26 protein-coding genes are annotated in these 26,784 nt (G+C 57.0%); 12 read left to right on the top strand and 14 right to left on the bottom strand.

The features are described from left to right. Window position 1: 1 nt before the first annotated feature. Window positions 2-2,719 (bottom strand): ribosome-associated ATPase/putative transporter RbbA, encoded by a 2,718-nt coding sequence (rbbA, locus tag FHT84_RS29480; protein ID WP_112340175.1) that lies wholly within the window; start codon window positions 2,717-2,719, stop codon window positions 2-4. Beyond that, a complete protein-coding gene (locus FHT84_RS29475) occupies window positions 2,716-3,819 on the bottom strand; it encodes an HlyD family efflux transporter periplasmic adaptor subunit (RefSeq protein ID WP_112340174.1) in 1,104 nt (367 codons plus the stop codon). The genes rbbA and FHT84_RS29475 overlap by 4 nt, the downstream gene beginning before the upstream one ends. A 552-nt stretch (window positions 3,820-4,371) precedes the next feature. On the opposite strand from FHT84_RS29475, the gene FHT84_RS29470 reads away from it, so the two are divergent. Then, window positions 4,372-4,821, top strand: a complete 450-nt coding sequence (locus tag FHT84_RS29470) for a DUF2267 domain-containing protein (RefSeq protein ID WP_112340173.1) — start codon at window positions 4,372-4,374, stop codon at window positions 4,819-4,821. Between the two features lie 470 nt (window positions 4,822-5,291). Here FHT84_RS29470 and FHT84_RS29465 read toward each other — a convergent pair whose 3' ends face one another. Continuing rightward, on the bottom strand, window positions 5,292-6,893 hold the full coding sequence (locus tag FHT84_RS29465) for an MBL fold metallo-hydrolase (protein ID WP_112340171.1): 1,602 nt from the start codon (window positions 6,891-6,893) through the stop codon (window positions 5,292-5,294). Window positions 6,894-7,019: 126 nt separating this feature from the next. Here FHT84_RS29465 and FHT84_RS29460 point away from each other — a divergent pair, with 126 nt between their 5' ends. Together FHT84_RS29460 and FHT84_RS29455 are read left to right on the top strand one after the other, a co-directional pair. Next, complete coding sequence (locus FHT84_RS29460; RefSeq protein WP_112340170.1) at window positions 7,020-7,853, top strand: universal stress protein; 834 nt, start codon at window positions 7,020-7,022, stop codon at window positions 7,851-7,853. Window positions 7,854-8,178: 325 nt separating this feature from the next. After that, window positions 8,179-8,826 (top strand): BON domain-containing protein, encoded by a 648-nt coding sequence (locus FHT84_RS29455; RefSeq protein WP_112340193.1) that lies wholly within the window; start codon window positions 8,179-8,181, stop codon window positions 8,824-8,826. Between the two features lie 97 nt (window positions 8,827-8,923). Here the strand turns inward: FHT84_RS29455 and FHT84_RS29450 are convergent, their stop codons facing one another. Further along, window positions 8,924-9,433, bottom strand: coding sequence for an Hsp20/alpha crystallin family protein (locus tag FHT84_RS29450; protein ID WP_112340169.1), 510 nt, complete (start codon window positions 9,431-9,433; stop codon window positions 8,924-8,926). Between the two features lie 286 nt (window positions 9,434-9,719). On the opposite strand from FHT84_RS29450, the gene FHT84_RS29445 reads away from it, so the two are divergent. Then, entirely contained in the window at window positions 9,720-10,541 is an 822-nt protein-coding gene (locus FHT84_RS29445) for a universal stress protein (RefSeq protein WP_112340192.1), read from the top strand. 323 nt (window positions 10,542-10,864) lie between these two features. Next, window positions 10,865-13,390 carry a magnesium-translocating P-type ATPase gene (mgtA, locus tag FHT84_RS29440; RefSeq protein WP_181592273.1) on the top strand — a complete coding sequence of 842 codons (2,526 nt, stop codon included), beginning with the start codon at window positions 10,865-10,867 and terminating at the stop codon, window positions 13,388-13,390. Between the two features lie 38 nt (window positions 13,391-13,428). On the opposite strand, the gene FHT84_RS29435 is transcribed toward mgtA, so the two are convergent. Continuing rightward, window positions 13,429-14,421, bottom strand: coding sequence for a zinc-dependent alcohol dehydrogenase family protein (locus tag FHT84_RS29435; protein ID WP_112340191.1), 993 nt, complete (start codon window positions 14,419-14,421; stop codon window positions 13,429-13,431). A gap of 251 nt (window positions 14,422-14,672) precedes the next feature. Between FHT84_RS29435 and FHT84_RS31720 the strand changes: the two genes are divergently transcribed. The 3 genes from FHT84_RS31720 (at window position 14,673) to FHT84_RS29425 (ending at window position 16,242) form a co-directional block, all read left to right on the top strand. After that, window positions 14,673-14,795 (top strand): hypothetical protein, encoded by a 123-nt coding sequence (locus FHT84_RS31720; protein WP_281023927.1) that lies wholly within the window; start codon window positions 14,673-14,675, stop codon window positions 14,793-14,795. Beyond that, the gene (locus tag FHT84_RS29430; protein ID WP_112340167.1) at window positions 14,792-15,832 is read left to right on the top strand and encodes an ABC transporter transmembrane domain-containing protein; all 1,041 of its coding nucleotides are present in this window, start codon (window positions 14,792-14,794) and stop codon (window positions 15,830-15,832) included. The genes FHT84_RS31720 and FHT84_RS29430 overlap by 4 nt, the downstream gene beginning before the upstream one ends. A 230-nt stretch (window positions 15,833-16,062) precedes the next feature. Then, the gene (locus FHT84_RS29425; RefSeq protein ID WP_112340166.1) at window positions 16,063-16,242 is read left to right on the top strand and encodes a hypothetical protein; all 180 of its coding nucleotides are present in this window, start codon (window positions 16,063-16,065) and stop codon (window positions 16,240-16,242) included. Between the two features lie 217 nt (window positions 16,243-16,459). On the opposite strand, the gene FHT84_RS29420 is transcribed toward FHT84_RS29425, so the two are convergent. Then, on the bottom strand, window positions 16,460-16,651 hold the full coding sequence (locus tag FHT84_RS29420) for a hypothetical protein (protein WP_112340165.1): 192 nt from the start codon (window positions 16,649-16,651) through the stop codon (window positions 16,460-16,462). Between the two features lie 170 nt (window positions 16,652-16,821). Continuing rightward, window positions 16,822-17,085, bottom strand: a complete 264-nt coding sequence (locus FHT84_RS29415) for a DUF982 domain-containing protein (protein WP_112340164.1) — start codon at window positions 17,083-17,085, stop codon at window positions 16,822-16,824. Between the two features lie 384 nt (window positions 17,086-17,469). Here FHT84_RS29415 and FHT84_RS29410 point away from each other — a divergent pair, with 384 nt between their 5' ends. Together FHT84_RS29410 and FHT84_RS29405 are read left to right on the top strand one after the other, a co-directional pair. Next, window positions 17,470-18,153: a response regulator transcription factor gene (locus FHT84_RS29410; protein ID WP_112340163.1), complete on the top strand. Its 684-nt coding sequence runs from the start codon at window positions 17,470-17,472 to the stop codon at window positions 18,151-18,153. 31 nt (window positions 18,154-18,184) lie between these two features. Further along, entirely contained in the window at window positions 18,185-19,489 is a 1,305-nt protein-coding gene (locus FHT84_RS29405; protein ID WP_183765571.1) for a HAMP domain-containing sensor histidine kinase, read from the top strand. Here FHT84_RS29405 and FHT84_RS29400 read toward each other — a convergent pair. The 7 genes from FHT84_RS29400 to FHT84_RS29370 form a co-directional block, all read right to left on the bottom strand. Beyond that, window positions 19,486-20,253 (bottom strand): cytochrome b/b6 domain-containing protein, encoded by a 768-nt coding sequence (locus FHT84_RS29400; protein WP_181592271.1) that lies wholly within the window; start codon window positions 20,251-20,253, stop codon window positions 19,486-19,488. The two genes, FHT84_RS29405 and FHT84_RS29400, sit on opposite strands and share 4 nt — an antisense overlap. 32 nt (window positions 20,254-20,285) lie before the next feature. Then, window positions 20,286-20,690 (bottom strand): cytochrome c, encoded by a 405-nt coding sequence (locus FHT84_RS29395; protein WP_183765573.1) that lies wholly within the window; start codon window positions 20,688-20,690, stop codon window positions 20,286-20,288. A 334-nt stretch (window positions 20,691-21,024) separates the two neighbouring features. After that, window positions 21,025-21,453, bottom strand: a complete 429-nt coding sequence (locus tag FHT84_RS29390) for a universal stress protein (protein WP_095437869.1) — start codon at window positions 21,451-21,453, stop codon at window positions 21,025-21,027. A gap of 9 nt (window positions 21,454-21,462) precedes the next feature. Next, entirely contained in the window at window positions 21,463-21,762 is a 300-nt protein-coding gene (locus FHT84_RS29385) for a hypothetical protein (RefSeq protein ID WP_095437868.1), read from the bottom strand. A 32-nt stretch (window positions 21,763-21,794) separates the two neighbouring features. After that, complete coding sequence (locus tag FHT84_RS29380; protein ID WP_112340159.1) at window positions 21,795-22,442, bottom strand: BON domain-containing protein; 648 nt, start codon at window positions 22,440-22,442, stop codon at window positions 21,795-21,797. A gap of 208 nt (window positions 22,443-22,650) precedes the next feature. Beyond that, window positions 22,651-23,988 carry an ATP-binding protein gene (locus FHT84_RS29375; RefSeq protein WP_112340158.1) on the bottom strand — a complete coding sequence of 446 codons (1,338 nt, stop codon included), beginning with the start codon at window positions 23,986-23,988 and terminating at the stop codon, window positions 22,651-22,653. After that, window positions 23,985-24,662: a response regulator transcription factor gene (locus FHT84_RS29370; protein ID WP_095437865.1), complete on the bottom strand. Its 678-nt coding sequence runs from the start codon at window positions 24,660-24,662 to the stop codon at window positions 23,985-23,987. The genes FHT84_RS29375 and FHT84_RS29370 overlap by 4 nt, the downstream gene beginning before the upstream one ends. Window positions 24,663-25,027: 365 nt before the next feature. Between FHT84_RS29370 and FHT84_RS29365 the strand changes: the two genes are divergently transcribed. Both FHT84_RS29365 and FHT84_RS29360 read left to right on the top strand, forming a co-directional pair. Continuing rightward, entirely contained in the window at window positions 25,028-25,882 is an 855-nt protein-coding gene (locus FHT84_RS29365; protein ID WP_112340157.1) for a glycosyltransferase family 25 protein, read from the top strand. A gap of 3 nt (window positions 25,883-25,885) precedes the next feature. After that, window positions 25,886-26,641 (top strand): glycosyltransferase family 25 protein, encoded by a 756-nt coding sequence (locus tag FHT84_RS29360; protein ID WP_112340156.1) that lies wholly within the window; start codon window positions 25,886-25,888, stop codon window positions 26,639-26,641. Window positions 26,642-26,784 lie beyond the last annotated feature (143 nt).

Genomic DNA, 26,784 nt, shown 5'->3' with positions numbered 1-26,784 from the left:
ATCACGCGCCCCTCTTTCGCAACGAAATGATCGCAGCTGCGATGAACCCGAGTCCAAAGAGGCCGATCACCAACATATCGAGCCAGAGGTCGGCAAAACCGAGCCCCTTTGCAACGACACCGACGCTGACTGGTTGATACCAAGCCGACGGGAAAGCAAGCCCCATCAGGCGCGCGCCCCCCGAAAGCGACGAGACCGGGACGAGCAGTCCGGAAAAATTTACCGCCGGGATAATGGCGATGATGGCCGTTGCAAAAATAGCGGCGACCTGACTGCGGACAAAGCTCGATATGAACAGGCCGAAGCCGGTCGTCGCGAAAACATAAAGCAGCGACCCAACAGCAAAGGTTAGGAGGGAGCCTTTGACCGGCACTGCGAAGACAAAACGTGTGATCAGCACAAGAAGAATGAAACTCAGGAAGGCGATTGCGACATAAGGCAACTGCTTGCCAAGAAGGAATTCGATCTTCGTGACGGGCGTCGACTGGAAGTTGGCGATGGATCCAGTCTCTTTCTCCTTGACGACGCCAAGCGCTGTCATGATGGCGGGAATGAGCACCAGCATCAGCACGATGACACTTGGCACAATGGCATTGGCGCTTTTAAAAGCCTGATTGTAACGAAAGCGGCTTTCGATATCGATCGGGTAAGCTGATGTGTTGCGACCGCTGCGGCGCGTGGCGTTGTCGGTCAGGTAGGCCGTGGCAAGTCCTGAGACATAGCCGCGCGCCGTCTCCGCCCGGAAAGGCATGGCGCCGTCGAGCCAGACCGAGATTTCCGGGCGTGTCTGACGTTGGACATCTCTCCCGAAGTCGGTGGGAATCTCGATCGCCAGCTTCAGCTCGCCGCTTTTGAGACGGGTCTCCAGGTCATCGATGGAGGATACCGCCGGCTGCTCATCAAAATAGCGCGAACCCTGGAAGCTCTCCAGAAGTTGCCTGCTTTCAGCCGATTGGTCCTGATCGAAAACCGCAAAGGGCAGACGCTCCACATCGAAGGAGATGCCGTAACCGAATGCCAAGAGGAGGATCACCGGACCTAGAAATGCGAAGATCAAACGCGTGGGGTCACGGCGTATTTCCAGGGTCTCGCGCCATGCATAGGCCCATAAGCGGCGAAGATCGAAGATGCCCGGCTTTGAGACGTGGGCAGCCTTTGCCGCAGTTGTGATTGCCGGCGTGTCGTCCCGTCCCATTCCCGCCTCGGTGAGGACGTCGATGAAGACATCCTCCAGCGCCTCGCGACCGCGCTGCTTCTTCAGCCCCGCCGGGCTGCCGACGGCGAGCACCTTGCCCTCGTGCATCATGGAAATGCGATCGCAACGTTCGGCTTCGTTCATGAAATGCGTGGACAGAAAGATCGTTACGCCATCTTTGCGCGACAGGCTCAGGAGTGAGCGCCAGAAACTGTCGCGGGCGACCGGATCGACCCCGGATGTCGGCTCGTCCAGGATCAATACCTCCGGGCGATGGATGACCGCCGCCGCCAGTTGCAGGCGCTGTCGCATGCCGAGCGGCAGGCTCTCCGGGCGATTATCGGCAACAGCCGCCAGTTCGAAATCGGCAAGCATTTCCATGACGCGAACCGTCACCTGCTCGGCCGAAAGGCCAAACAACTGTGCATGCAGCACCAGGTTCTGGCGGACCGAGAGTTCGCTATAAAGAGAAAAAGCCTGAGACATGTAGCCGACGCGACGCCGGGTTTCCAAATCCCCGGCCTTAAGCGGCTGACCGAAGAGGCGCGCCTCCCCTTCGCTTGCGGGAAGCAAACCCGTCAGCATCTTCATGGTCGTACTTTTGCCGCTGCCATTGGAGCCGAGAAAACCGAAAATCTCGCCCCTTTCGATGCGAAAGCTTACGTGATCCACCGCCGTGAAGTCATCAAAACGTCTGGTAAGTCCCTCAGCCTCTATGGCGGGGACACCATCTCCCACCGGGCGCGGGACGACGAGAAGCGGCGCATCGGCTCTGCGTACCTCCTCCGGCAAGAGTGCAACGAAGGCACCCTCCAGGGAGGATTGTCTTGTGCTTCGCTTGATCTCGGCCGGGCTCCCCGTCGCGATGACCCGGCCGCCATACATGGCGACAAGCCAATCGAAACGTTCGGCTTCTTCCATATACGCCGTGGCGACGACGACGCTCATCCCCGGCCGCCGCGCCCGCATGCGTGCGATCAACTCCCAGAATTGTCGGCGGGACAACGGATCGATACCAGTCGTCGGCTCATCGAGAATAAGAATGTCCGGATCATGAATAAGAGCAGCACAGATACCAAGTTTCTGTTTCATGCCGCCAGACAGCTTACCGGCGGGGCGATCCCGAAACTGGGAAAGCCCGGTGATTTTGAGCAGTTCGTCCATGTGTTCGCGGCGCTCATTGCGATCCATCGCGAAGAGGCGACCGAAGAAATCGAGATTTTCGGCAACGCTCAGCGTCGGATAGAGATTACGCCCCAGACCTTGGGGCATGTAGGCGATGCTGGCGCCGACGAGACGGCGTTGACGCGCATTGGACATATCGCCGTCGAGGACGTGTATGTTGCCTTGTTGCAGCCTCGTTACACCGGCAGCGAGCGCGAGCAGCGTCGACTTTCCAACGCCGTCCGGGCCAATCACGCCCGCCATGCAGCCGGCCGGAACGGCGAGTTCGACCCCGTCGAGCGCGACTTTTTTTCCGTAGCGATGTGTAACGCCATCGAAGCGGATAGCAGTACCCATCATTGGGGTAACTTCACAACGAGTTGCGACGGCCAGGGAGCAGCTGGGTCGGTGCGCACGTAGCCCACGCCTCGAACTCCTGTCTTCACCCGCGTTTCGTACTGCTTCAGCAAATCGGACGCGATACGGAGTTTGACACGAAACATCAGCTTCTCGCGTTCATCCTCGGTCTCCACTGTTTTCGGCGTGAACTGCGCCTCCGCGGCGACGAAGGATATGGTCGCGGGCACGACGTAGTCGGGAGCGGGATCGAGGATGATGCGTGCCTCATCGCCAAAAGCGAGACGCCAAGCGGTTCGCGCCGGCAGAAAAACCGTCATGTAGACGTCCGCCAGATCGAGCAGCGTCGCAACCGGCGCCCCGGCTGCCACCACTTCGCCCGACTGCACCAACTTGTATTCCACACGCCCTCGTCTGGGCGCCTTTAGGATCGCATCGTCGAGTTGCGAGCGAATGCGCGCCACCTCGGCGCGGGCGGCATCCAGGGCGGCTTGAGCCTCATCTCGGCTTGCGAGCGCGGAACGGGAGGTGGCCTCGGCAACGGCGAGCTGGCTGCGACGCAGGTCGAGTTGTTGCCGTGTACCACTTCCCGTGGCGCTGAGATCGAAGGCGCGGTCAAGCTCCTGATGCGCGAGCGTGAGTTCGCTCCCGCGCTGCGCAATAGTCGCCTCGGCGCTCGCCACACCGGTTTCGGAACGCCGAACGTCCGCCTCCGCACCCGAAAGCTGCGCGTCGAGCTCGGACGTGTCCATGCGCGCAATGACGGCGCCAGCATCGACTATCTGTCCCTCTTCAACAAGAATATCAGCGACACGACCAGCGAATTTCGCGGAAATCAGAACCTGTTGCGCCTCTATGCGACCGTTGGACATCGCGATGCCGGCCGGCTGTTGGTTGCCGCGCAACTTGCTCCAGAGCTGCTGCATGTGATCGCTAAATGTTGTTGCATCTCGCGCCGCGACCTCGCGGCTTCCTGCATTTAGGCTCAGGACCGCAACAACGGCGAAAAAAAGAGGGACGTGGGATTTGTGCAAGAACCGGCTCCCGAAGAACGAATTGGTGGGTGCTGCCGGCGTGGCGAACCACTCAGGCGCTGCGTTCATTATTCACGGGTGGGACTCCCCATCATTGATGTAGATCATCTGCCGAGTGCAAACGTCGCCGTCACTCGAGACATTGTTCGATCCGATCCGTGAAGAAAGATTTTCCGTCCTTTGCGAGAGATTTCGGCCGGCCAGAAACAGCAAAAGGCCGTAGGATCTCACATCCCCCTGCCATTCTTTCGGCTTGATAGACAGGTCCCGCTTCGTCTCCACTGGTCGATAACGGCGTGACCGTCATCTGCACGGGCGGCGGAGGCATGCCCGTGATCGAACAGACGGAGGGTGGACTCACCGGGATTGAGGTCGTCATCGACAAGGATCCCGCTGATCTATGGCGCGAAGTTCCCAGCGGGCTCTATGGCGCCGAAGGTCGCCTTTCATAAGTGATCGATGGAGACCGTTCAACTCGGGAAAAATAGTTCTGCAATTAATCGTCAAAGCCCGGCAAGACTTCGCACCAACATCCCGCGCAAATAGAACCGTGATGTTGATCCAGGACAATGCGCATCATCGGGAATTCGGTGACGATAGTCTCGATCAAGGAGGCTTGCCATGAACTTTATTCCTTCCCAGACCTTCTCGGATTCTGCGCACCAAGCCGAAACATGGATCGTAGAATTGTCCGAATATCTCCATTGCGAACGGAATGAGGCCTATGATTGCCTGCGCTGTGTCCTACACGCGCTTCGGGATTCCATGGGCCAGAAGGCCATGGCTGACTTCTCAGCGCATCTGCCGCCATTGATCCGGGGACTATTCTACGAAAACTGGCAACCTGAACACACCCAACCGTGCTCAAATAGAAAGGATTTCTTTGCGAGCATAGGCACGCGATCAGTGAGGCTGAATGATATGGGCGTCGAAAAAGCAGCACAGAATGTCTTCAAATTGCTGGATCATCGCTTGAGCCCACCTGTGATCAAGAAAGTCAGACTGGCGATAAATCCTTCTCTCGGGTCGCTCTGGCCCGAGCGCCCACAGCAATCAAATAGCGCCGCGTAGCTTAACAAGAGGAACACAGGCAAACTGCGATTTGAGAAACGCATGGGCTTGCCGCGCTGCCCTCTATTCCGACCGATTGCTGCCGTGCGCCGTCATTTCACGCTCGCCATGCGCCGCAATCGGCGGACAGTCTCGCAACCACCGGACTTCGCTGTGGTACCAGCCTGGTTGCCTGCGACTTCCGCTGCTGAATCAAGCAGCTCCAAGGCATATGCTACCGCCACATCGGTATCCTCGTGACAAAGGCTTGCGCTTGTGCAGCGCGCATCAAGGGCTTGTCTGATCTTATTCCTGATCGAGAGCATTCCCTTGCTGCCGGAATGGGCCGAAAGCTCATGGAGGCAACTTGTGGCGACAACTTCCGAGGCGATGAGCTTGCCCTCGACCTCTCCAAGTGTCGGAATTGCAAATCGCTGCCCTCCCCTTCTGCAATCACGATTCGTTGTCAGCATGGTCTTGTTCCTTTGTGGTTAGCTTGAACGCCCGTCTTCCTCAAGAGCTCTTTTGACGCGCCGAAGAATGACGGCGCGCCCTTTCCGGTCGGCGGTTTGACGCAACCGCTCCTCCAGATCGAGGACGATCGATTGATAGTCATTATGCCAATCCGAATGGCCGACATCCTGGGGTACTAGGCGCGGAGGCGGCGTACCACGTGCGAGCGGTACGGCGGCTGTTTTCGTCAGACTGTAGCTGTCGTCGAGCGATGGCACGATGATGGTCGCTTCCGGCTTCTCGACCAGCAGACGAGATTTCAAACTGTCGCGCGCGGCAGGCTCGCCGTGGACCAGAAACAGCCCTGAGCGAATCGGCTTTCTGGCGTCTATCCAAGCGCTCAATTCGCTGGCGTCGGCGTGACCGCTATAGGCATCCAGTGATCGCACAGTCGCGCGGACGATGATTTCTTCGCCCTGGATTTTTACGGTGCGCGCGCCGTCTTCAAGAATCCTCCCGAGCGTGCCGGCTGCCTGGAATCCGACGAGCAACACCGTGCCTTCATCGCGCCATAGCCAGTTCTTGAGACGGTGACGAATGCGGCCGGCCTCACACATGCCGCTGGCAGCGATGATGATATGGAAGCCGCGAATGAGGTCGATTGCTTTTGATTGCTCGGCCGTTTCCGTAAAGCGTACATTTTTGGCATTCAGTGCTTTGATCAGTAGGTCGCCGTTGGGGATGGAATGCGCATACTGCTTGAAGATTGCGGTCGCGCGCGAAGCCAATGGAGAGTCGATGACGATCGGACAGCGGGATATCTCACCAGCATCCATCAGCACATTGATATCAGCAAGTAATTCCTGTGTGCGTTCGACCGCAAATGATGGGATCAGCAGAGCGCTGTTGGGATGATAGGCCTTGAGAAGGATCTCGCGAAGTTGCCCGCGACGAGCGACGTCGGAAGCTTCGTCTCGTTCACGATCCCCATACGTGCTTTCACAGATGACGTAATCGAAGTCCTTAGGAGCATCCGGCCGGGCCTCCAAAAGTTTGTGTTGCGGACCGACGTCACCGGAAAACAGTATGCGGATGGGGCCATTTTCGGTCGCAAGCTCGATTTCGACCGAAGCCGAACCGAGCAGATGTCCGGCGTCCCAAAGCCGAAATCCAAGTCCGCCCTCCAATCTCTGCCATTCTTTATAGGCAACCGCTCGAAACTGCATCATCGCGGCACGCGCGTCTTCTGCGGTGTAAATGGGTTGCAACGTATCGCGCGATCTATGCCGGTGGCGGCGATTCAGCTGCTCGACTTCTGATTCCTGAATATGTCCGGAGTCTTGCAGCATGATCGAACACAGATCCAAGGTCGCCGGCGTGCAATGGATGGGCCCTTCGAAACCGGCTTTCACCAACTTCGGGATAAGTCCCGAATGATCGATATGCGCATGGGTCAAAATGACGGCGTCAACCAGAGAGGCATCGAACGGGAACGGCCTGTAATTCAGTTCCTTCTCTGTCTTGGAGCCCTGGAACATGCCGCAATCGACCATTGTGCGTGTGCCGCGGTGCTCAAGGACAAAGCACGAGCCGGTTACCGATCCGGCCGCACCGTAGAAATGTAAAATTGAATCCGACATCTGGTTCCCTCGCATGCACCCAACCTTATGCGCGGCGGATCGGGTTCGCTTTGCGGAAAATCAAGGAAATGAGGTTGAAAGTGAGGTTTGCTGTCCTTTCCTCCAACCAGGAAAGGCGATCCGACCATGCCCATCAAAACCGTCTTGAGTATCCTCGACGTCAGTCAATTCAAGGATGACCTGAAGGGCGCCGTCGACTTTTGCCAAACGCATGGTGCCCATCTTACCGCCTTGGTGGTTTCGATGTGCGTCACGCCTCCGCTCACCACATATGATGCCCTCTCCACGATCAGGCTCGATGAGCGGCAACGTGAAATAGACAGATTGACCGAAAAAGCAGCCGATATCAAAACGCTGCTCAGCGGGAGCGCGTCCTCCTATGACGTGCAGGAAGTCTACACGGAATTTGCCTGGGCAGACGATGACATAGCCGAGCGAGCTCTTTATGCCGATCTTGTCCTCATCGGTCCGCAGGCCGCCCGCAACGAGGAACTTCGGCGAAGAGTGATCGACGGGGCGTTATTTCAGTCGCCCACACCGGTGCTTGTCACCCCGGGCGACAAGATGGTTCGGCTCCTGCCGAAAACAATTTTGCTGGCCTGGGACTCTGGGGAGGAGGCAGCGCGCGCCGCGCGCCAGTCGATCGACTTCTTGCAAGCCGCCGGAACGGTGCATGTCACGCTTGTCGATCCCCTTGCTGAGCGCTCCGTCAACGGCGAAGAGCCTGGCGCGGATATCGCCGCCTTCCTCGCGCGACATGGCGTCAAGGTCGATGTCGACTGCGTTGCGAGCGGCGGTCGATTGATCGATGAAACGTTGCGACAACACGCCGCCGACATCGCAGCCGACATGATCGTCATGGGAGCCTATAGTCATCCACGCTTACAGGAACGCCTGTTCGGCGGAGTGACACGATCGATGCTGAAAGACTCGGACATACCGTTGTTTCTTGCCCACTGAAAGCAAGGGCAAATGCTGTTTTCCGGCATGCCTCCTTGATGCCCGCCAAGCATATTGTAGACGTCGCATGGTCAACAGATAGCCCATAAATCAGCAAATGCGGCCAGTCAGCAATCGACAGAAGACGAAGCTTGACAGCCCCTGATCCGAGCATCGGAGGATTCCGTTCCATGCGACCCGGGTCTACCCGCCGGCCCCGACCGACCCGACGAAGTTCGCCAAGACGCGGTTTCGTCTTTGACCCAGCGCAATGACACCGCACGCCGGATTGACGAGATTTGGTTTGAGGCGCGAGCCTCGATCAATTGTCTTCAAGGAGGACATCTTGAGTGACCTGAAGATACGTCGAGATATCCTCGACGAACTGGAATTTGATCCCAGCATTGACGCTGCCGCGATCGGCGTTTCGGTGGAGAATGGCGTCGCGACACTATCTGGCCATGTGAAGAGCTGTGCCGAGAAAATGGCGGCGGAGGCAGTTACTCGGCGGGTAAAAGGCGTCCGGGCGATTGCCGATGAGATCGATGTGCGTTGGCCCGAGCAGAAAAGGCATGCCGACGATGAAATCGCAGCTCGCGCACTTGATATCATTACCTGGGACACTGCGTTGCCCGACGGCGCCATTGACGTCAAGGTCCAGCGCGGATGGGTAACACTCTCTGGCGAAGTACGCTGGCACTTCCAGCGCATGGCGGCGGAAAATGCTGTCAAAAAGCTTGGCGGCGTTGTTGGCGTGACGAATATCCTAACCATCCGGCAACTTGTCGGCGCGTCAGATATCAAGGAACGGATCGAGCAGGCGCTACGGCGAAACGCTGAGATCGAGGCGGATGGAATCAAAGTTCGCGTCGCCGACAGCAAAGTCGTTCTTGAAGGTGACGTTCATGCCTGGAGCGAACGTCATGCAGCAGAGCAAGCCGCATGGTCTGTCCCCGGCGTCGCGATTGTTGAAAATCATCTTCATGTCGGCTAACGCCAAAGGGAGGGGTGAGCCCCTCCCTTCTTCTGCCGCCGGCCCCCTTGGCAACCTACAGCTGAGCCGCGACGGACAAGTGTAGAGCGCTTGTGGGCTAGCTTGCCTTGATTGCAATTTTCCGGTCATTCTTGTGAGCATTAGCCGTCTTCGGTAAAACGACCTTCAAAACACCATTTTCAAAGGATGCGTTGATACCGTCTGCATCGACACCGTTGGGAAGTTGGAGACTGCGCTGGAACGACCCATAGCGCCGTTCGCTGAGATAGTATTCCTTCTCCTTTTCCTCCTTGCGTTCGTGCTTTTCGCCTTTGACCGTCAGGATGCCGTTGGCGAGTGTCAGATCCAACTCCTTCGCGTCAATCCCAGGAAGCTCAACTGTGAGCTCATAGGTCTTGTCGGACTCGATGAAGTCGGCAGCCGGCATGCCGCGCGTGAAGGCATTCGGGAAACGCGCGAGTGTGCGGTCTTCTAGGAAGCCCGGAGTGAAGTCATTGAAGACACGATCAATTTCCGATCGCAGGCTCTCGAAGGGCGCCCAGCGCTCCATAGCGGGCGCCGTCTTCTTCTCCGTGCTCACAGGAAGTTTTCTTGCCATGTCGGGCATATCATTTCTCCTCTTCGTTGCGAGGACCCTTGAAGGACGACTTCGTCCCGGCCCTTTTCCAAACCGTCATCGTGAGACGCGGAGTCATCAAAGACGAGGTTGCCAGACTGTTCATTGATCAGCATCAAAATGGCGCGATATCGCTCGCCGTTAGGCGATCGAAGCCTTCATTTGGCGATTATGAGCGCAGATAAGGCTCCTCTCCGGTCGAACAATCTTGACTTTCATCAAGGCGGCGGGCCGGCGGGCACGCGATCATTATGTCCGCCTGCTGGAGAAGACTGACATGAAACCGCAATTCCATCTGCCATTGATCACCTATCCCACAGCCTGTTCGTTTTCCGTCGTTCAAAACGCGATCGACTTGGCGCGACATCAAAAGGCGGATCTCACCGCGAGCGTCCTGCAGATCAAGACGCCACTCGTTGGTCAATCATCCCCATGGGTTGACGACGTCGAAAGACTGAGCTCGGAGGCAAAACGCTTCAGCCGCGACAGCGGTGTCGCGTTGAGCGAAGCAGTGCACGACTACGCCCGCAAAGCAGACATTCGCGCCATCATTGAGCCATTCGAAGCGTCGGAGCCGCAAATCCTTGAGACTCTGGTAGAAATCTCGCGTGCTTATGACCTGTCAATTATCGAGGCGACCGAGACCATGATGCCATTGCTTGAGAACCTTCTGTTCGAAAGCGGCCGACCTCTCGTCCTGTTCCCTGCGAAACACGTCTGCGGCCGGATCGACACGGTGGCAATCGCATGGGATGGCAGCGCGCCGCTGTCGAGAGCATTGACAGGCGCCAGATTATTCCTGGAAGGCGCATCGAAGGTCATTTTGATATCGATCACCGATGATGGCTCAATGAATGAGAGGAGCCGGGCCCGATATGCGGAGGTGTTACGCAACAGCGGCTTGGATGTAGAGGTTGTCGTGGCCGGTGCAAATGGCGAAGAGGTAGCCGTCGCTATCCAATCGAGCGCAAGAGCTCTGCACGCGGATCTGCTTGTCGCCGGAGCCTATGGGCATTCCCGAATTCGTGAATTTGCCCTTGGAGGAGTCACTCGATCACTGCTATCCGATCTCGATATGCCGGTTCTTGTTGCCCACTGATCAAGCAGCGGACGATTGATATCAACGTTTACTCCCCGCCCCCAAATTTTGGATGCCGGATATCTATCGTTCCGGCTTGGGCCAATCGCAACATTTCGATCAGCGCATTTCCCATGCTGTCGCAGTGGTGGCGCATCTCGGGGGACAGTCACGGCATGCCGGCTTTAGCGAGCGGATGATCGCCTGTTGACAAAGGTCAAGGCGCACGCGCCGTGCAATGGCTAGTAAGGCATCAGAGGTGACCGCCGATGCCTATTGAAATTGACGAAACCACCAAGAACGCTCCGCTTAAAAGACCGGCTTCCACAAACCTAGATACGACGATGTCGCCGTCGCCTTATTGGTCGAAGAGCGAGGATGTTCTGCTGCACGATCTCGGCTCGCAGGCAAAAGGCCTTTCGCCTCAAGAGGCAATTTCCCGGCTAAAAAGCTACGGTCCGAATACAGTCGTCGCGATGACACACATGAACGCACTTCATATTCTGGTGCGGCAATTTCTGAATCCCCTCGTTCTCATTCTTATCTTTGCCGCGACGGTATCTTCGCTGGTCGGGGAGATGCATGATGCCATCATTATAAGCCTCATCGTCCTTGCGAGTTGCTTGCTTGGCTTTTCTCAGGAATACGGAGCAACCAAGGCGCTAGAGGCGCTAAAGAAAAGTATTTCATTGTCGGCGACGGTTGTAAGGGGCGGAATAGAATCTCTTGTCCCGGTAAGCACCGTTGTCCCGGGTGATATCGTCAAGCTTGTTGCCGGTAGTCTTGTGCCGGCCGACGGCATGATCCTTTCGTCACGTGACTTGAACGTCAGCGAGGCCGCTCTGACGGGCGAGACCTTCCCGGTTGGCAAGATGGCGGGTGTCTGTCCCCCCGACGCTCCGATCGCCACCCGGACCAATTGCGTCTTCACCGGCACATCGGTTCGCAGCGGCACAGCGACGGTTATCGTTGTTAATACGGGTACGCGCACCGAGTATGCGACCATCGCCGGCGCAATCGCGAGACAGATACCCGAAACGGATTTCTCGCGAGGTATACGACGATTCGGTTACTTGATGACACGGATCATGCTGGTGATCGTCATTACCGTCTTTGTTGCCAACCTGCTCCTGCACCGGCCATTGATCGACTCTCTGCTGTTTTCTCTGGCGTTGGCCGTCGGGCTCACTCCAGAGCTTTTGCCGGTGATTATCAGCATGACGCTCGCCCGTGGCGCACACGCCATGGCCGCCGGCGGTGTCATCATTCGCCGGCTGGACGCCATTGAAAATCTAGGGAGCATGAACCTTCTCTGCACCGACAAGACCGGCACGCTGACAGAAGGCATCATAAAGCTCGACGATAGCGTCGATATAGGCGGCATGCACTCGCAGCAGGTCCACTTACTCGCCTTTTTGAACGCATCGCTGCAGGCCGGCCTTAAAAACCCACTCGATGATGCCATACTGGCATCCGGCGAGACTAACGCAGATCTGAAAGGCTTCGTGAAGAAAGACGAAATTCCATACGATTTCATGCGCAAACGGTTGTCGGTCATCGTCGATGAGGTCGGCCAGGGTACGATGATGGTCTGCAAGGGCGCAGTCGCCAATATCCTTTCCGTCTGTACCTCTGTCAGGACAGGTAATGCTGTCGAGCCCCTCGATGACCGGTCGCGTGCGGACATCGATGCGCGTTATCGCAAGTGGGGCGAGGACGGTATTCGGGCGATCGCAATCGCCACCAGGCGTTTCGCTCAAGACGAGGGGGCTTATGACGTGGACGACGAGTGCGAGCTCTGCCTCGAGGGCTTTCTATTGTTTCTTGATCCGCCGAAGGCAGGTATCAAGAATGCACTGGCGGGGTTGAGACATCGCGGTATCGGCATCAAGATCATATCCGGCGACAACCGCTACATCGTCAAACATCTGGCCGACACGATCGGTCTGAAAACGAAACAAGTTTTGACCGGCGCAGAGCTGGTGTCGATGAGCAGTGATGCATTGTTTGCCCGCGCGCCAAAAACAGATCTGTTTGTCGAGATTGATCCCAACCAGAAAGAGCTCATTATCAAAGCTCTGCGGCGCTCCGGGCATGTCGTCGGCTATATGGGCGACGGCATCAATGATGCTCCAGCCCTTCATGAGGCCGACGTCGGCATTTCTGTCGACGGTGCGGTCGATGTCGCCCGGGAGGCTGCGGATCTCGTCCTGTTTCAACAGGACCTCAACGTGCTGATTCGCGGTGTAGACGACGGTCGGCGAACCTTCGCCAACACTATGAAATACATATCGATCGCAACGAGCGCGAACTTCGGCAATATGATCAGCATGGCAATCGCCTCTCTGTTCCTCCCCTTCCTACCGCTGCTCGCCAAGCAGATCCTGCTCAACAATCTCCTTGCAGACATTCCAGCCATGGCCATTGCCACGGACCGGGTCGATCGACAGCAGGTGCAGCGCCCAAGGCGTTGGGACATCCGCAGCATCCAACGCTTTATGATCTTCTTTGGCCCGGTCAGTTCACTGTTCGACTTCGCGACGTTCGGATTTCTGCTTTTCGTCGTGCATGTATCAACGAACCAGTTCCGCACGGCTTGGTTTGTGGAGTCGCTCATCACGCAGCTTGCGACCATGCTGATCGTTCGTACGACCATGACGGCATGGAAAGATAAGCCGGGGCCTCTGCTCCTGTGGTCGACGGCAGTCATTATACTCATAGCGCTTGTCCTGCCGTATATTCCAATGGCCGCGAGCATATTCGATTTCACGCCGCTCCCTGCGCCGTTGATGGGAGGTCTGATCGCAATCTCGGCGATTTACGCGGCTGCGCTCGAGCTGGTGAAACGTTTCTATTTTCGTCCGCGATGACTGTGACGGCAATATTGGCGAAAGCTGCTTATATCGGGCTAACTTGCCTCGGGCACCAATACCGCTGCGCCGACGAGACGCCCGGCGCGCAGATCGGAGAGCGCCTCGTTGGCCTTCGCGAGCGGATAGACCTTGGTGTGGGTTCGCACGCCGGCCATCTGGGCAATCGGGAAAAACTCAGCTGCGTCCGCGCGTGTCAAATTGGCAACTGAGACAAGCTCGCGTTCCCCCCATAGAACGGCGTAACGCATCGCCGGTATGTCGCTCATGTGAATTCCGCCACACACAACTACTCCGCCCTTGCGAACCGCCTTGAGCGCAATCGGCACAAGATCGCCTGCCGGTGCAAAGATGATGGCTGCCTCGAGCGGAACTGGTGCGCTTTCTTCCGATGAGCCGGCCCATCTGGCGCCGAGATCGAGCGCAAACTGCTGCGCTGCATGGTCGCCGCTGCGCGTGAACGCATAAACGTCGCGGCCTTGCCAAAGGCAGACCTGTGTCAGGATGTGCGCGGCAGCTCCGAAGCCGAAAAGGCCGATGCGCTTGCCGTCGCCGGCCTTCCTGAGCGAACGCCAGCCAATCAATCCGGCACACAAAAGAGGCGCGAGCGATACGGGATCGGCACTCGCATCGAGAGCGAATGCGAATGCCGCATCGGCCACAACATGCGTCGCGAAACCGCCGTCACGGGTATAGCCGGTAAATTGCGGCCGGTCGCATAGATTCTCAGCCTTCATTTGACAGAAAGAGCAGGTTCCGCATGCATGACCGAGCCAGGGGACGCCGACGCGGCGACCGAGTTTGGCGATTTCGATTCCGGGGCCCACAGCATCGACAATACCCACGATCTCATGACCCGGTACAAGCGGAAGCTTTGGATTGTTGAGATCGCCGTCCACAACGTGAAGATCAGTACGGCAGACGGCACATGCCTCGACCTTGATCCTCAGCTCGCCAGGACCGGGCCTTGGATCATCGCGTTCGACAAATATGAGCGGCTTCCCGATTTGTTGGAGAACCATCGCTTTCATGGCTGAAGCCCATCGAAGTTGGGGCTCGTTTTGAAGCTCGATGTCGGAGGAAAAAGCCTGGAAACGGCGTGCGATCTGCGTTTCAAGCAACCTCTTCCGCCAAAGGAACGGCTGCGGCGAGCGCTGTTATTTACCACCCTTGTCTCTCACACAAATTGTGCTTCGGCCTTGATCCGGATCAACGCGCGCATAGCAAAAACGTGAAAGCGTTCGAGGCAGGACACATTGTTTGGCACGTCAGGAGGGCATCAGTGCAAAAGCTATTGATGATCATATTGATCGTCATGATCGCGACGATCATCGGCATTTTGTGGGTGAAGCCGATTACCGGCACCGGGCGACAGACCGCGCTTGAGAAGTCAGCAACGCAATGACCATCCTGAAAACATTTCGCGGTGCGAAGGAGGCTCTATCACGCCCGTTCCCGAAGGAAATCATTCTTCCCCGGACGCTATATGGCTTCGTTTTTCGGGCATCGGGGTGGCATCAGCTGGCCACCGCAATACTATCCATTGTGCTCTTTACAGCGGGAACCATACCGCTGGAGGTACAACGACGGATCGTGAATGCGGCAACGGAGAATGGCTCCTATCGAACGATCGCCGTGCTGGTGTTGATATACGTGCTTTTGGCTTTGACCGAGGGAGCCGTGAAACTTGTGCTCAATATCTACAGCAGTTGGATCGGAGAAGCGGCCGTCCGATGGCTGCGTTTGCAGGTATTCGAGGCATCAAGAACATCGATGACGGACGGCTCCATGATGACCAGCGAAGGTGTCCAACTCTCGATCATCTTGGCCGAAGCCGAACCTGTCGGTGGCTTCGTCGGCACAAGTATTTCGGAGCCTCTGTTGCAGATGGGGATATTGACAGCTGTTTGCGGCTATCTGGTCTATCTGCAGCCACTCATTACGATCATCGTCATCACGATCTTTCTTCCGCAAAGTGGTTTTGTCCCGATCATGCAAGCAGCGATCAACCGCCGCGTCGGAAAAAGGATCGGCATCATGCGCAATGTCAGCGAGGACATCGTCCAAATGGGGCAAGCAATTGATACAGACGGCCATCAGGCGTCGCGTATCGGAGATGTCTTCCGGATCAACATGAGCATCTACAAAATCAAGTTCACGATGAATTTCATGATGAATCTGATGACACAGATGGGCTACGCGGGCATCTTCGCGTTGGGCGGCTATTTCGTCGTTACCGGGAAGACCGAAATCGGAACAGTCGTCGCCTTCGTGTCTGGTCTTTCAAAGATAAATGACCCTTGGGGCGATCTCGTCAACTGGTACCGCGATCTGCGCGTGACACAGGTTAAGTACGGTCTCATATATAATTCTGCTCAGGCTGGCATCGAGTCAGCGGGTGAATTGACGGACCCTTCTCCATGCCTGGAGACTCACTCCTAAGATTTGAAAATGTGTAAACCTCCGCTGACGATCTCGGCCACCGACGTCGGGTCATAGCGGAAGGCGGCAAACTCATGTTTCGATTTGTCACTGCGAATAACAATCGTGCTGCCAACGGCATTCACGCCGGTGTTGATCCGAGATCCTCCATCCGGCCAGCTTTGCTGAGACGGATGAGACAACCGCGCAGCGAGCATCTTCTCGCATAGGTATTGAGAGAAAACTCAATAATGAGCAGCGACGGCACGCATGAGTCGGTCGCGGATGTCGGCACCATCGGCATTCTTCATCCGTGCATATTGAAAAATCGATCGCCGGCTGTGCAGATCTCGGTGCCTTTTGTGAAAGATCCAAAGGCCGACAGGGCGTCAGGCCTCGTCGGAAGCCTGGACGCGGGCGTCCGGCCATAAAAAATGAGTCGTCCCGTCGCGGGAGGAAATTCCGGAGAGATGCAGCACGCGACGAGTTGGCGGACTTTGGATATTGGAGGGAGAACCGACTGTTGGAAGAGAGCCTAAAGCCTTCGATGGGCTCAAGGCCGATCGCGGCGCACGCGAGCGCCGACGTTTGACCACGACAGTCGGGTTACATTTTGACATTATTTCATCCTTTGATTGTCGTTAGAAATCAAAAGCCATTGCCCTTTGTCGGGGGAATATAGGGATCCGGGTAACCGAGCTTAGGTTTTTCGGTTGTGCTGCCCGTATTCGTCGATGACTGTTGCTTCGGTTCTTTTGATTTGTCGGAGCCACTGGATTGGTAGGCATAGGCACCGAAGATAAGGCCGGCTATCGCGGCGACCAGCAAAGCTGCACGCATGTTCTTCTCCTTGTCACGGATCTGCCATCCCGAAGTCAAGGCGGACAACGAAAAGTCCACTTTGCATTCGTGATCAAATGGTAGGTTCTCTGGCGATTTTGGACCTTGATCTACGTCAATAGGGTGAGGTGGCTGCGCAGAGGGAGCGCACGCCCTTTGCGCAACCAACGTCATCCGATGACTGAAATATAAAGGATACGCTCTTCGGCAGCAGCACGGATAAGCGCCTCCCTGGCCGCTTCCGGAGGGATGACGTCGTTCAGGGCATCAAGGCATGCCCTGATCGCCATGACATATTCCTCGCCATCATCGCTCGGCCAATCCGAGATCAATGCTACCGCCGCATCCCGGACGGTCTTGATGACCCTGTACTTCTCGCCGGCGCGTACGACGAGCCTCAGCGCGGGAAACTGATGCGATGTATGCCATTTCATAAAGCGTGATTCCCCGGGCGCGAGAATATCAGCAACCCGCACAGGCAAACGTCGCTGAAAAGGTCGCGAATATTACGTTTATCAAGGCATTTGGTTGGCTACTTTGACATGCCTCAATTGAGGTCACGGACCAGCCGCGGCATCACAGATGGGTCGACCGTCTTCGTTGCCTGGAAAATAGCTTCGGCAATTCCTGCGTGAGGGTATCCGGGCCTCGGATTTGGACATCCACCGTGCGGTACGGTCCTGATTTCGATGTTATTGCAAGATCCCAGTCGAACCGCGTGGTTCATTCGTCTAGAGTGGGCTCTGGCACGGCGGGAAGCGTTACCAGCAAGTTGTCGTCGTGGTCCGCAACCACCGTGACCGCAAATCGGGGTCTGTATGCGTCTGTTACTGATCGAAGATAGTGCCCGCCTGCGCGATTTGCTGACCGAAAGTGTCCATCAGGCGGGTTGGCGGCTTGATGGTGCGGCAACGGTAGGCGCGGCGCTGCTGGCAACAAAAACCGTCAGCTACGACCTGGCCCTGGTGGACTTAGGCTTGCCGGACGGCGACGGCTTGGATCTCATCCGGGAACTACGTCGCGAAGGTTTTACTGCACCGATCCTCGTGATCACGGCGCGCGGTTCGATTGAAGATCGCGTGGCGGCCCTCGACGGCGGTGCCGATGACTATCTCGTCAAACCGTTCAATCACATCGAATTGCTCGCGCGCTGCCGCGCCCTTCTGCGCCGCAGAGCGCCGCACTATATTGAAGCCATTGTCCTTGGCGGCTTATCTTTCGATCCCACAAACGGCGTGGTCGCCGCAGGCGGTGAACCGCTCGCGGTCGCACCGCGCGAGCGGTCCGTCCTGGAACTGCTTATTCGCAACGCGGGCCGGGTCACTCCCAAGCAATTGATCGAAAGCAAGCTCTCCGAATTTGGCGACGATATCTCGACCAACGCCGTGGAATTGGCGATCTCCCGCTTGCGCCGCCGCCTCGCCCCATTCGATTTGCCCATCAGCATCGAAACAATACGCGGCATCGGCTATCTGCTGCGCGAAAAGCGCCAAAATGGTTGATCGATCTGCTCGGCCGCCAACGCTGATCCGCATGATCACACTGCGCATCGCGCTCTTTGCAGCGCTGGCCATGGCGGTGCAGGCCGCACTCGTCTTCGCCGATTATTATTTCGACAACGAGCAGTTGGCGACGTTGATGATCCAACGTGAAACCGGAAAGCTGTTGAAGGGTTTCGAACGCCGCCATGACGAGGCGCCCTACAAGTTGCCGCACGACCTCGACCGTTACGGCGTCCAGGGTGGCTTCTATATCACTCGCATCCGCACACCCACCGGTCAGATTCTCTATACGAACTGCGACGCGCGCTGCGACAATCACCTTTTGCCGCACGAGGTCAATCCGCCGGACCTCTGGTCTCGGATGCTGAGCAACAGCAAACCGCTCGCCGTCGCCGGCGGCAAGACCTACGAAATCCATGGGGACAAGATTTTTATCGAAATCGCGATCCTGCACGACAGCGACGGCATCATGTGGGCGGTGATCGGGCGTGAATTTGCGGATCATCTGGCCACCCCGATGGCCATCATGCTGCTCTTCGTCCTCGGTGGGACCTTATTGTCAATCCGCCAGGCCCTGCGCCCCGTTGCAAAAGCAGCACGAGAGGCCGGCCATCTCGATCCGCTGGACCCCAGCCATCTGATCAACGAGACCGGCATGCCGCGGGAAATCGCCGATCTTGCCGCTGCCGTCAACAGGAGCCTTGCACGCATCGGCGCGCTCATGAAATCACAGCGTCTGTTCACCACCGCTGTCGCTCATGAGATCCGCACGCCTCTGGCTATGATGAAGCTGGAGCTTGGCAATATCGAGCATCCCCGTGCGCGCAAGATCGAGACAGATCTCGACGCACTGGCGGGTTTTGTCGGCCAGATCACGGCGCTGGGGCGGCTCGAAAGTGCTGACCGTGCCGTGTTCCGGCCGGTCGATCTGGCAAAGCTGGCTGATTGGGTGGTCACCGATATCGCACCCCTGGTCTATGACCTCAACCACACCATTGCCTACAGCAATCTTGGCGCTGGCTCTGTTGAAGGTCATGCGCCACTGCTTGAGGACGCATTGCGAAACCTCATCGAAAACGCCTTAAAACATACCCCGGAAGGTGCGGCCATCGACGTTGTTGCCGGCCCTGGTCTGCGCTTGACGGTGAAGGATGACGCTGGTGTTTTTGACGCTCCGGCACAGGTCCCGTTTGGCGAGCTCAAAGCCGACCACATGGGGATTGGCCTTGAGATCGTGCGCCGGATCATGGCGTTGCATAAGGGGCGGCTGGAGATTGAAGTGGAGCTTGGCCATCTTACAGCCATGACGCTCCTGTTTGACCAAAACGAACTCTAGATTGAAGCGAAGAAGCTTCCGCCCAGCAGCGTTACGGTGCCATAAACCAGGCCAAAGGCGACCAGAAGACAGACAGCGGCGACAGGCAGCGACCCGCCCGTCGCCTCATTGTGGTCGACGTAGGCTTCGCGCCGTTTGCGGCCAGTGATCATGGCGCCGATGAGGTCTTCGCGCTTGACGAACTGATAGCACAGGTTCGCAACGATATGCAATCCCGCCAGAACGAGGATGGCGAAGTAGAACCACGCAGCATGGATGGAAGCGGCCCAGCTCGAAGCGGCTTCCCCTACCAGTCCGGCAAAAGGCCCCGCGGCGGTCACTCCGTCACTGGAGAATAATCCAAGCAAAACCTGCACACCGCAAACGACAATGAGACCGATGACCATCAGACCACCGGCTGGATTGTGGCCGAGATAGTGCCCCGCACGGTTGCGCCGCAGCGCCTGCAGGTAAGCCCATACAGCGGTGGGCGAGCGTACGAAACCGGAAAACCGCGCCGTTGAACTACCGAAAACACCCCACAGGAGGCGATAAACCAACAGGACGAGAACGCCGTAACCGGCCGCTTTGTGAACGGTCATATCCGGATCGTTGAAACCGCTCGACACCCAGGCCGTGATGATCAAGGCGACGAGCGACCATTTGAACAGACGCGTGGGAAGGTCCCAGGCACGCACGAGATCGCTCTTGGCAGATGAAATCTTGCCGCCATTTTCGGCGGGTGGTTCGCAATAGGGTTCGTAGGCGGATCTTTGTTCGCTCATGGGGAATTTCCTATTCTGGAGGATTGCAGCAGCTATTTGTAAGCCGTGTGGCAGGACTTGCATTCGGCTGCCACGGCCACGAATGCCTTGCGAAACGAGGCTTTGTCTTGCGCCTTCTGGCTCGCGGTACCGGCAATCATGGCCATCTTGCTGAAGCGAGCATGGAGATCCTTCTCCTTGGCGCCGCTCTGGTTGGCAAACATGGCGTCGGCGGCCTCGGCGTCGGCCGCGTAGCGCTGCAGGACCTGCTCGGCGGCTTTGCTGTCGAAGTTGGCAAGCACGGCCTTGGCTGAAGTGGTGTTATCGCCCATGCTGCCCATGATACTTTTGAGCGAGGCAGCCACGGCCGGCCCCGCCAGCACGGCAAGGACAAGGCCGGCTCCGATAGAGCGATTAAGCTTGGAGGATGATTTTCGCGGATCTGTCATGGCGCTCAATTTTCGTTGATTTCCAAAAAGGGGTTACGTTTGGCTGCAACCACATAATTGACGGCGACGACCAAACAGCAGCTCCTAAGAGCCCTGACATCTAGGGGAGCAATTGCGGCGAAATGCACGGCCACATCTTCTCGGCAGACTGCTTTCGTCTTCCCATGACAGGCTTTTGACAGGTTCGTCGATCGCGATCCTGTTGATTGGAAGGTCAAAGGTCAAACCATATGCCTTGAGATCGATGGCCGTGAACGGCCGCAACATACGCCCTCTTGCCCACGCTTGTACGATCGGGCCTCCAATGCGAGGACGCAATCCAGCCTTTGAATAAGTTGGATATTTATTGTTTCGGCGGCGAGGGAATCCGATCGATGTGAACGGAGCATTTCGCATGGTGGACAATGTGGTCGACGGTGGATCCAAATACCCGATCGAAAACATCGATGGTATGAGCAGCGACCACGATCAGATCGGCCTTTGTTTCGATCGCAATGGCGAGCACCGTGTCGGCGGCGCGACCGGTGCGAACATGGACAAGCGCTGGCATTGAAAGCTCTCTGCAAAGCAGCGACAGCTTTTCTTCCGCCTCACTGATGACAGAGACCGCCCATTCATCCGGCCCCTGCCGGACAAGGGAGGGAAAGCGCTCGACGGTATGAGCGACATGTAGGGTTCCATCGGCATCGAGAAGCTGCGAAGCCGTATGCATCAGATGCTCGGCTTTCTCCTTCGATCCGAGGCCAACCGCACAAACAACCGACTTATACATAGCTCCACCTCAGAACAGATCCTTGCCGCCGGTGCCGACAAATTCGGTTCGAAAGCCTAAGGCATGGACCTGCTTCAGAAAACGATCCGCACCCAATATATCTACCTTGAGGCTATCACTCAGACACTGGCAGAGGGGATTGCACAATTCATCATGAACCCACGCCTGAGCGCGGGACGACACAATTGTAATTTCCCATTTGTCTCTGTCTGCTCTGTCGAGGCGAAAGTCACAATCCTGGTGGTGCGGGAGGGGATATCCGGCACCGGCAAGCAGAGCTTCTTCCGTTCGTGTGAAATCCGTGCTCATGGTTTTACATCCCTCCTTCTATCGAAAGTCGATCAGCCGATGGACAGTTGATCATCGAGTGCGTAGACGCCCGGCGCCGACCACGCGGCACGTTCCGCTGCGCGCCGCTCGAACAAGGTCCTGACCTTGCCCTTCAAGGTGACCTTGCCGCCGGAGACATCGACCTGAATCGCCTGCGCCTCCAATTCCGCATCGCGTTCCAATGCATTTTCGATGCGCTTCTTGACGTCACCGGCGCTGATGCCAGGAACGACCTCTATGAGATTGGAGACGCCGACGACGCCGGCGAGATCCCTGACAGCGGCGGCGGCGGCATTCTTTTGGTACTGCCATTCCACCTCGCCGGTAAGCGTGACGACGCCCTTGCATACGCGGATCTGCACCATTTGCTTTGGAATGGAGATATTCCAGTCTACCATTTTGACAGCCCGTCGGGCGATGTCGTCGTCGTCTGTCCGCCGCGGACCTAGGATTTGAACGTCTATTTCCTGGGCTATGGCGCGGACGCCTTTGACGCGCCTCGCGGCTTTCTCGGCTGCGTCCTTCTCGGCATATGTGGCAACGCGTCCGGTGAGAGTGATGACGCCGTCGCGGGCGGTCACACCAATTTCGGCCGCATCCACTTTCGGCTCAAATTCCAGTTCATCCAGAATATTTTGTCTGAGAGTAATGTCGTCCATGACCGTCTCCTTGAGATTCCGTTAGCGGAAAAAGGATAGGACTAGCCAAAGGCTGCGGCATTGATCGAGGTCAAGGAACTGGTGGAGCCCTTCTAAAGAAGGCCGAAGCTCAGTAGCCTGAGCAAAGGAGTTGCATCAGCAAGTCCGACGACGGCCAAGCCTCGGCGTTCTGTCAGGATAATCTCCGCGGAACATGAAAGCTCCATTCTCAGATCGCTTTCTGATGGATTGGAAATTCCATTGTCGCGGATGCTCCGCCCTCCGGCAAATTGGTGAGTTTGAGATCGCCTCCGTGAGCAATCATCGTCTCCTTCACGATCGACAGGCCAAGGCCGAGGCCACCCGCTCCGCTGTCGGGTTTGCCGACGACCGCCACCGGCTCGAGCCATCGGGCGGGATATCCTGGGCCGGAATCAGAGACCGTGATGCCGCATCGAAAGATCGTCACCGTAATCGTCGTGCCCGGAGGCGTATGGTTCAGTGCATTCTCAATAAGATTGCGCAGGGCTCGAAAGATAAAATCGAACGCGCCGCTAATCACGACCGGCTCTAAGGGTGACTGCAATTCGATGTCGCGGCCCTTGGAAAGAATGACCGGCGCAAGGAATGCCGCTGCCCGCTGTCCGATATCGCCGAGATCGACCCGGTCGCTTGCCTCAAAATGCAGGCCACCGACCCTGACGCGATCGACCAATTGACTGACCAGCCGCTCTACACCGTCGAAATCCTCCTCGACTTTCCGTGCGATTGCATCTTGCGAGAGCGCAAGGCGAGCCTTGATAATCGCGAGCGGCGTCCGAAGCTCATGGGCAAGATGGCTCGAAAACTGCTCAAGTGACAGAAAGCCCGCCTGCAAGCGATCAAGCGCCTCGTTGACCGCGCTCACCAATGCCAGCACATCCTCCGGCATCCTGGTTTCCGTCAGTCGCGCCGCTATGCTGGAGGGCCCGATTTGCCGTGCCTCTTCCGCCGCCTGGCTCAATGGCTTCAGTGCGAATTTCAGCACGAGGATGTTGACCAGCAGAAGAAGACAAACAAATGGAATCCATATCCACGCGATGTCGGTAACGAACTCCTCCAATACGGTATCGAAAATGACGTGCTCCCGCGGGAAGGCGATTTGCACGAAATGCACGGGATTAGTGCCATCAAGCTGCATTGAAATGCCAAAAAGGGCTCTGACTTTGTCGTGACCCGGGAGCAAAAAGTACCGAACCTTCTGGTTTGACACAGGAACCAGGGGCTGACCCAACGTCTCAGAACTGGCAAGAACTCTCCCTGTATCGGTCACGATGGCGAATTGTCCGCTCAGTTCCTTGATTCGCGTTTTCAAGGCAGTTGCGGACCCACTGGCAAGTTGCGGATCTGAGGCGAACTGGCGCTGCATGTCTTGGGCGAAAGTCGAGAGCGTCTCTTCACGAAAAGCATCGTTGGCCGCTTGAAAACGGACGTACAAGAAAACAACACTCGCACAGACTGCAACCAGTGCGACGATAGACATAGCAACGACGAGGCGCCTGAATAGCGTCAGCCGGCCAAATGTCATGAACGTCCCTCCGTCAGCATATAGCCGACACCTCGCATGTTATGGATATCGATCGCGGCACCCGCAGCCTGGAGCTTTTTACGCAATCGGTGGATGAGAACCTCGACGGCGTTGGAGCTCAGTTCCTCGCCGAAGCCATAGATCGACTCCTCGACCTCGCCCTTGGAGAGAACCCTGTTGAATCTCCGAAGAAACAATTCCAGCGCGGCGAACTCGCGGCGACTGAGCTGCAGTTCGGTCTCCCCGACCTTGGCGACATGCTGTGAAAGATCAAGATGGACGTTGCGCTCGTTGAGGATCGTATCATGGCGTAGGGCTGGGCGACGCATCAAGGCACGGACGCGCGAGATCAGCACGCCCATAACGAAGGGCTTGACGAGATAGTCATCGGCACCCCTGTCGAGCGCATCGATAATCGAACTTGCGGCATCGCGTGCCGTCAGGATGAGAATAGGCGTCGAGGGCGCCCGGCGACGCACAGGTTCGAGCAAGGACAGGCCGTCGCGATCTGGCAAGCCAAGATCGAGAATGACCGCCTCATAGCTGATCGTGGACATAGCTTCCTCGGCGTCGCTGGCTGAACTGACCCAATCGACGGCAAAACCATGCGAACGCATTGCCTCGCTTGTCAGTGAAGCGAGCTTGGCATTGTCTTCAACGAGCAACACACGCATGAACCAGTCCAAAACTTTCGCGTTGATCCCGTGGGGCGATTTTAACGCAAAGGCCTCCTTGTTCTTGGCGAATTCGAGGCGGCGCCTATTCGCATCCGTTTTGCCGCACCCGCCTTGATCCTGCCGCTTCGCGCGTCGCGATGTCCCATTCGATATCCCGGCGGCGGACGAACGAGGAAAGCCTCCGTATCACTCCCGCTTGGGCGATGAGCTGGGCACTCCAGCTAAACTTGCCCCAGAAATCTAACCTGAAGGCTATTTTCACTTTTTTGACAAGTTTCTGTAAGCCGCCCGTAAGCCAGGCCAAACAATGTCCGCTCCGACAAACACAATCGCCACCATTCTTGTCGGAACGAGCGCCTAACATGAATGACAAAGATCTTAGCGATCTTCCCCTGAAGACTTATCTCATCAATCTCGACCGTGCCGCTGATCGCCTGTCCGCCATGCAGGATAAGCTTGATGGTATACGACTGCCGTTCGAACGAGTTGCTGCCGTCGACGGGCAAGCGCTTGAATTGCCCATCAGGGACTTCCACGAGGGAACCTACAGGCTTCTGCATGGAAGAAGGGGCAATCTCGCGGAGGCGGGCTGCTACCTTAGCCATATTGACTGCGCAAAGCGCCTGCTTGCCTCGCAGTCAGAATTCGCCCTGATACTGGAGGATGATCTCGAATTTCCCGCCGACTTGAAACAACTCTTGAGGGCCGCAATCGAGGCGCAAGCCGATTGGGACATCTTGCGGCTTTCGACGGTCAATCGCGGTCGCAAGTACCCGTTTGCCGACTTGACGTCCCAACGTTCCCTTGCCGTGGCGCTTACTCGCGAGAAAGGATCGGGCGCCTATTTGCTCAACCGTCGCGCGGCAACCTGGTTTGTCGAAAAGCTCGTCCCGATGCGTTTGCCATTCGATCTTGCCTTCGATCTTGAATATCTGGCGGGCCTGAGGGCCGCTTTTGTCTTCCCCGTGCCGATCAACCAGGATACCGGATTGCCGTCCCAGATCCAGGCCAAACGCCGAACCTATCATTTGCCGCGATGGCGCTACGTGACTGTTCAGCCCTATCGCGCATGGCTAGAAGCATCACGTTTTATCTGTCGTCTTCGGCAATTGGTGTGGCTTTTGCTAAAGCATACCCTCTTACGAAGAATGGACAACCTTTCCTCAGGAATCCGCACAAAACCCCTGTCATTGACGGACGGGAGCAGAGGTGACTGATCAATGGTTGTTTTGCCCGAGAGCCTCGGTGTCTATGTCATTAACCTGGCCAGATGTGTTGACAGGTGGAAAGCTATCCGCTCGCAGGCGCTCGCCCATGGTATTCATATCACACGGGTTCCCGCCATTGACGGGCGTAACGTCGCTCCCATGAACTATGTCGACGTCGATCACGCCGGTTTTTTCAGACATGGCGGTAGACAATTGCTGCCGGGCGAGTACGGCTGCTACCGAAGCCACCTGCGCGCCGTGGACATGTTCCTATCCAGCACATTTGAGGCCTCCATCGTTATCGAGGACGACGTGGAAATCGTCAGCGATTTGCTGGAGCGAACCTCGCAGATACTTGCCGCGGTGCCGACTGCTGACATCGTCAAGCTGTTCAACCACAGAATCCGTGGGTTCCGGCGGGTCGCCACGACGATTTCTGAAGATGAGATTGGCCGTTGTTTGCACGGTCCCCAGGGATCCGCCGCATGCTACATCGTCACCCGCAATGGCGCGCACGCGATTACCTCGGCAATGCGGACCATGACCCTCCCCTTTGATGTCGCCTTGGAACGTGGATGGGACCACGGCGCCAATATTCTTACGGTGAGAGAAAACATCGTCGAACTCAGCAAGCATAGTCAAAACACGCAGATCGGAACCAGAGCCGACTATAGGGCGATAAAACTCTCGGGAGCACGACGATTATCGACGCACGTTCTGCGTGCGCTCGACTATTCGCGGCGGATTAAATATGCGCTCGACATTTGACGAATACGCTGCGAACCGCCGCAGAGCGGAATACGCGATCATCCGCTCTTATGGGATGGCCCGCCCTTTCACCCAGCATCGAGTACAATGCTGATATCGGGAAAGGGAAAGGACCAACCAATGTCTATTGCTATTCTTGGAAT

The organism is Rhizobium sp. BK289 (genome assembly GCF_014193575.1).
GTDB classification, from domain to species: Bacteria; Pseudomonadota; Alphaproteobacteria; order Rhizobiales; family Rhizobiaceae; genus Rhizobium; species Rhizobium tropici_C.
The sequence above is the reverse complement of the archived record's forward strand: the minus strand, read 5'-3'. Positions and strand labels throughout refer to the sequence as shown.

What these genes read in the sequence shown, in the direction of transcription:
- rbbA (WP_112340175.1), bottom strand. Translation starts at nt 2,719, where the DNA reads ATGATGGGTACTGCTATCCGCTTCGATGGCGTTACACATCGCTACGGA.
- FHT84_RS29475 (WP_112340174.1), bottom strand. Translation starts at nt 3,819, where the DNA reads ATGAACGCAGCGCCTGAGTGGTTCGCCACGCCGGCAGCACCCACCAAT.
- FHT84_RS29470 (WP_112340173.1), top strand. Translation starts at nt 4,372, where the DNA reads ATGAACTTTATTCCTTCCCAGACCTTCTCGGATTCTGCGCACCAAGCC.
- FHT84_RS29465 (WP_112340171.1), bottom strand. Translation starts at nt 6,893, where the DNA reads ATGTCGGATTCAATTTTACATTTCTACGGTGCGGCCGGATCGGTAACC.
- FHT84_RS29460 (WP_112340170.1), top strand. Translation starts at nt 7,020, where the DNA reads ATGCCCATCAAAACCGTCTTGAGTATCCTCGACGTCAGTCAATTCAAG.
- FHT84_RS29450 (WP_112340169.1), bottom strand. Translation starts at nt 9,433, where the DNA reads ATGCCCGACATGGCAAGAAAACTTCCTGTGAGCACGGAGAAGAAGACG.
- FHT84_RS29445 (WP_112340192.1), top strand. Translation starts at nt 9,720, where the DNA reads ATGAAACCGCAATTCCATCTGCCATTGATCACCTATCCCACAGCCTGT.
- mgtA (WP_181592273.1), top strand. Translation starts at nt 10,865, where the DNA reads ATGTCGCCGTCGCCTTATTGGTCGAAGAGCGAGGATGTTCTGCTGCAC.
- FHT84_RS29435 (WP_112340191.1), bottom strand. Translation starts at nt 14,421, where the DNA reads ATGAAAGCGATGGTTCTCCAACAAATCGGGAAGCCGCTCATATTTGTC.
- FHT84_RS29430 (WP_112340167.1), top strand. Translation starts at nt 14,792, where the DNA reads ATGACCATCCTGAAAACATTTCGCGGTGCGAAGGAGGCTCTATCACGC.
- FHT84_RS29425 (WP_112340166.1), top strand. Translation starts at nt 16,063, where the DNA reads ATGAGCAGCGACGGCACGCATGAGTCGGTCGCGGATGTCGGCACCATC.
- FHT84_RS29420 (WP_112340165.1), bottom strand. Translation starts at nt 16,651, where the DNA reads ATGCGTGCAGCTTTGCTGGTCGCCGCGATAGCCGGCCTTATCTTCGGT.
- FHT84_RS29415 (WP_112340164.1), bottom strand. Translation starts at nt 17,085, where the DNA reads ATGAAATGGCATACATCGCATCAGTTTCCCGCGCTGAGGCTCGTCGTA.
- FHT84_RS29410 (WP_112340163.1), top strand. Translation starts at nt 17,470, where the DNA reads ATGCGTCTGTTACTGATCGAAGATAGTGCCCGCCTGCGCGATTTGCTG.
- FHT84_RS29405 (WP_183765571.1), top strand. Translation starts at nt 18,185, where the DNA reads ATGATCACACTGCGCATCGCGCTCTTTGCAGCGCTGGCCATGGCGGTG.
- FHT84_RS29400 (WP_181592271.1), bottom strand. Translation starts at nt 20,253, where the DNA reads ATGAGCGAACAAAGATCCGCCTACGAACCCTATTGCGAACCACCCGCC.
- FHT84_RS29390 (WP_095437869.1), bottom strand. Translation starts at nt 21,453, where the DNA reads ATGTATAAGTCGGTTGTTTGTGCGGTTGGCCTCGGATCGAAGGAGAAA.
- FHT84_RS29385 (WP_095437868.1), bottom strand. Translation starts at nt 21,762, where the DNA reads ATGAGCACGGATTTCACACGAACGGAAGAAGCTCTGCTTGCCGGTGCC.
- FHT84_RS29380 (WP_112340159.1), bottom strand. Translation starts at nt 22,442, where the DNA reads ATGGACGACATTACTCTCAGACAAAATATTCTGGATGAACTGGAATTT.
- FHT84_RS29375 (WP_112340158.1), bottom strand. Translation starts at nt 23,988, where the DNA reads ATGACATTTGGCCGGCTGACGCTATTCAGGCGCCTCGTCGTTGCTATG.
- FHT84_RS29370 (WP_095437865.1), bottom strand. Translation starts at nt 24,662, where the DNA reads ATGCGTGTGTTGCTCGTTGAAGACAATGCCAAGCTCGCTTCACTGACA.
- FHT84_RS29365 (WP_112340157.1), top strand. Translation starts at nt 25,028, where the DNA reads ATGAATGACAAAGATCTTAGCGATCTTCCCCTGAAGACTTATCTCATC.
- FHT84_RS29360 (WP_112340156.1), top strand. Translation starts at nt 25,886, where the DNA reads ATGGTTGTTTTGCCCGAGAGCCTCGGTGTCTATGTCATTAACCTGGCC.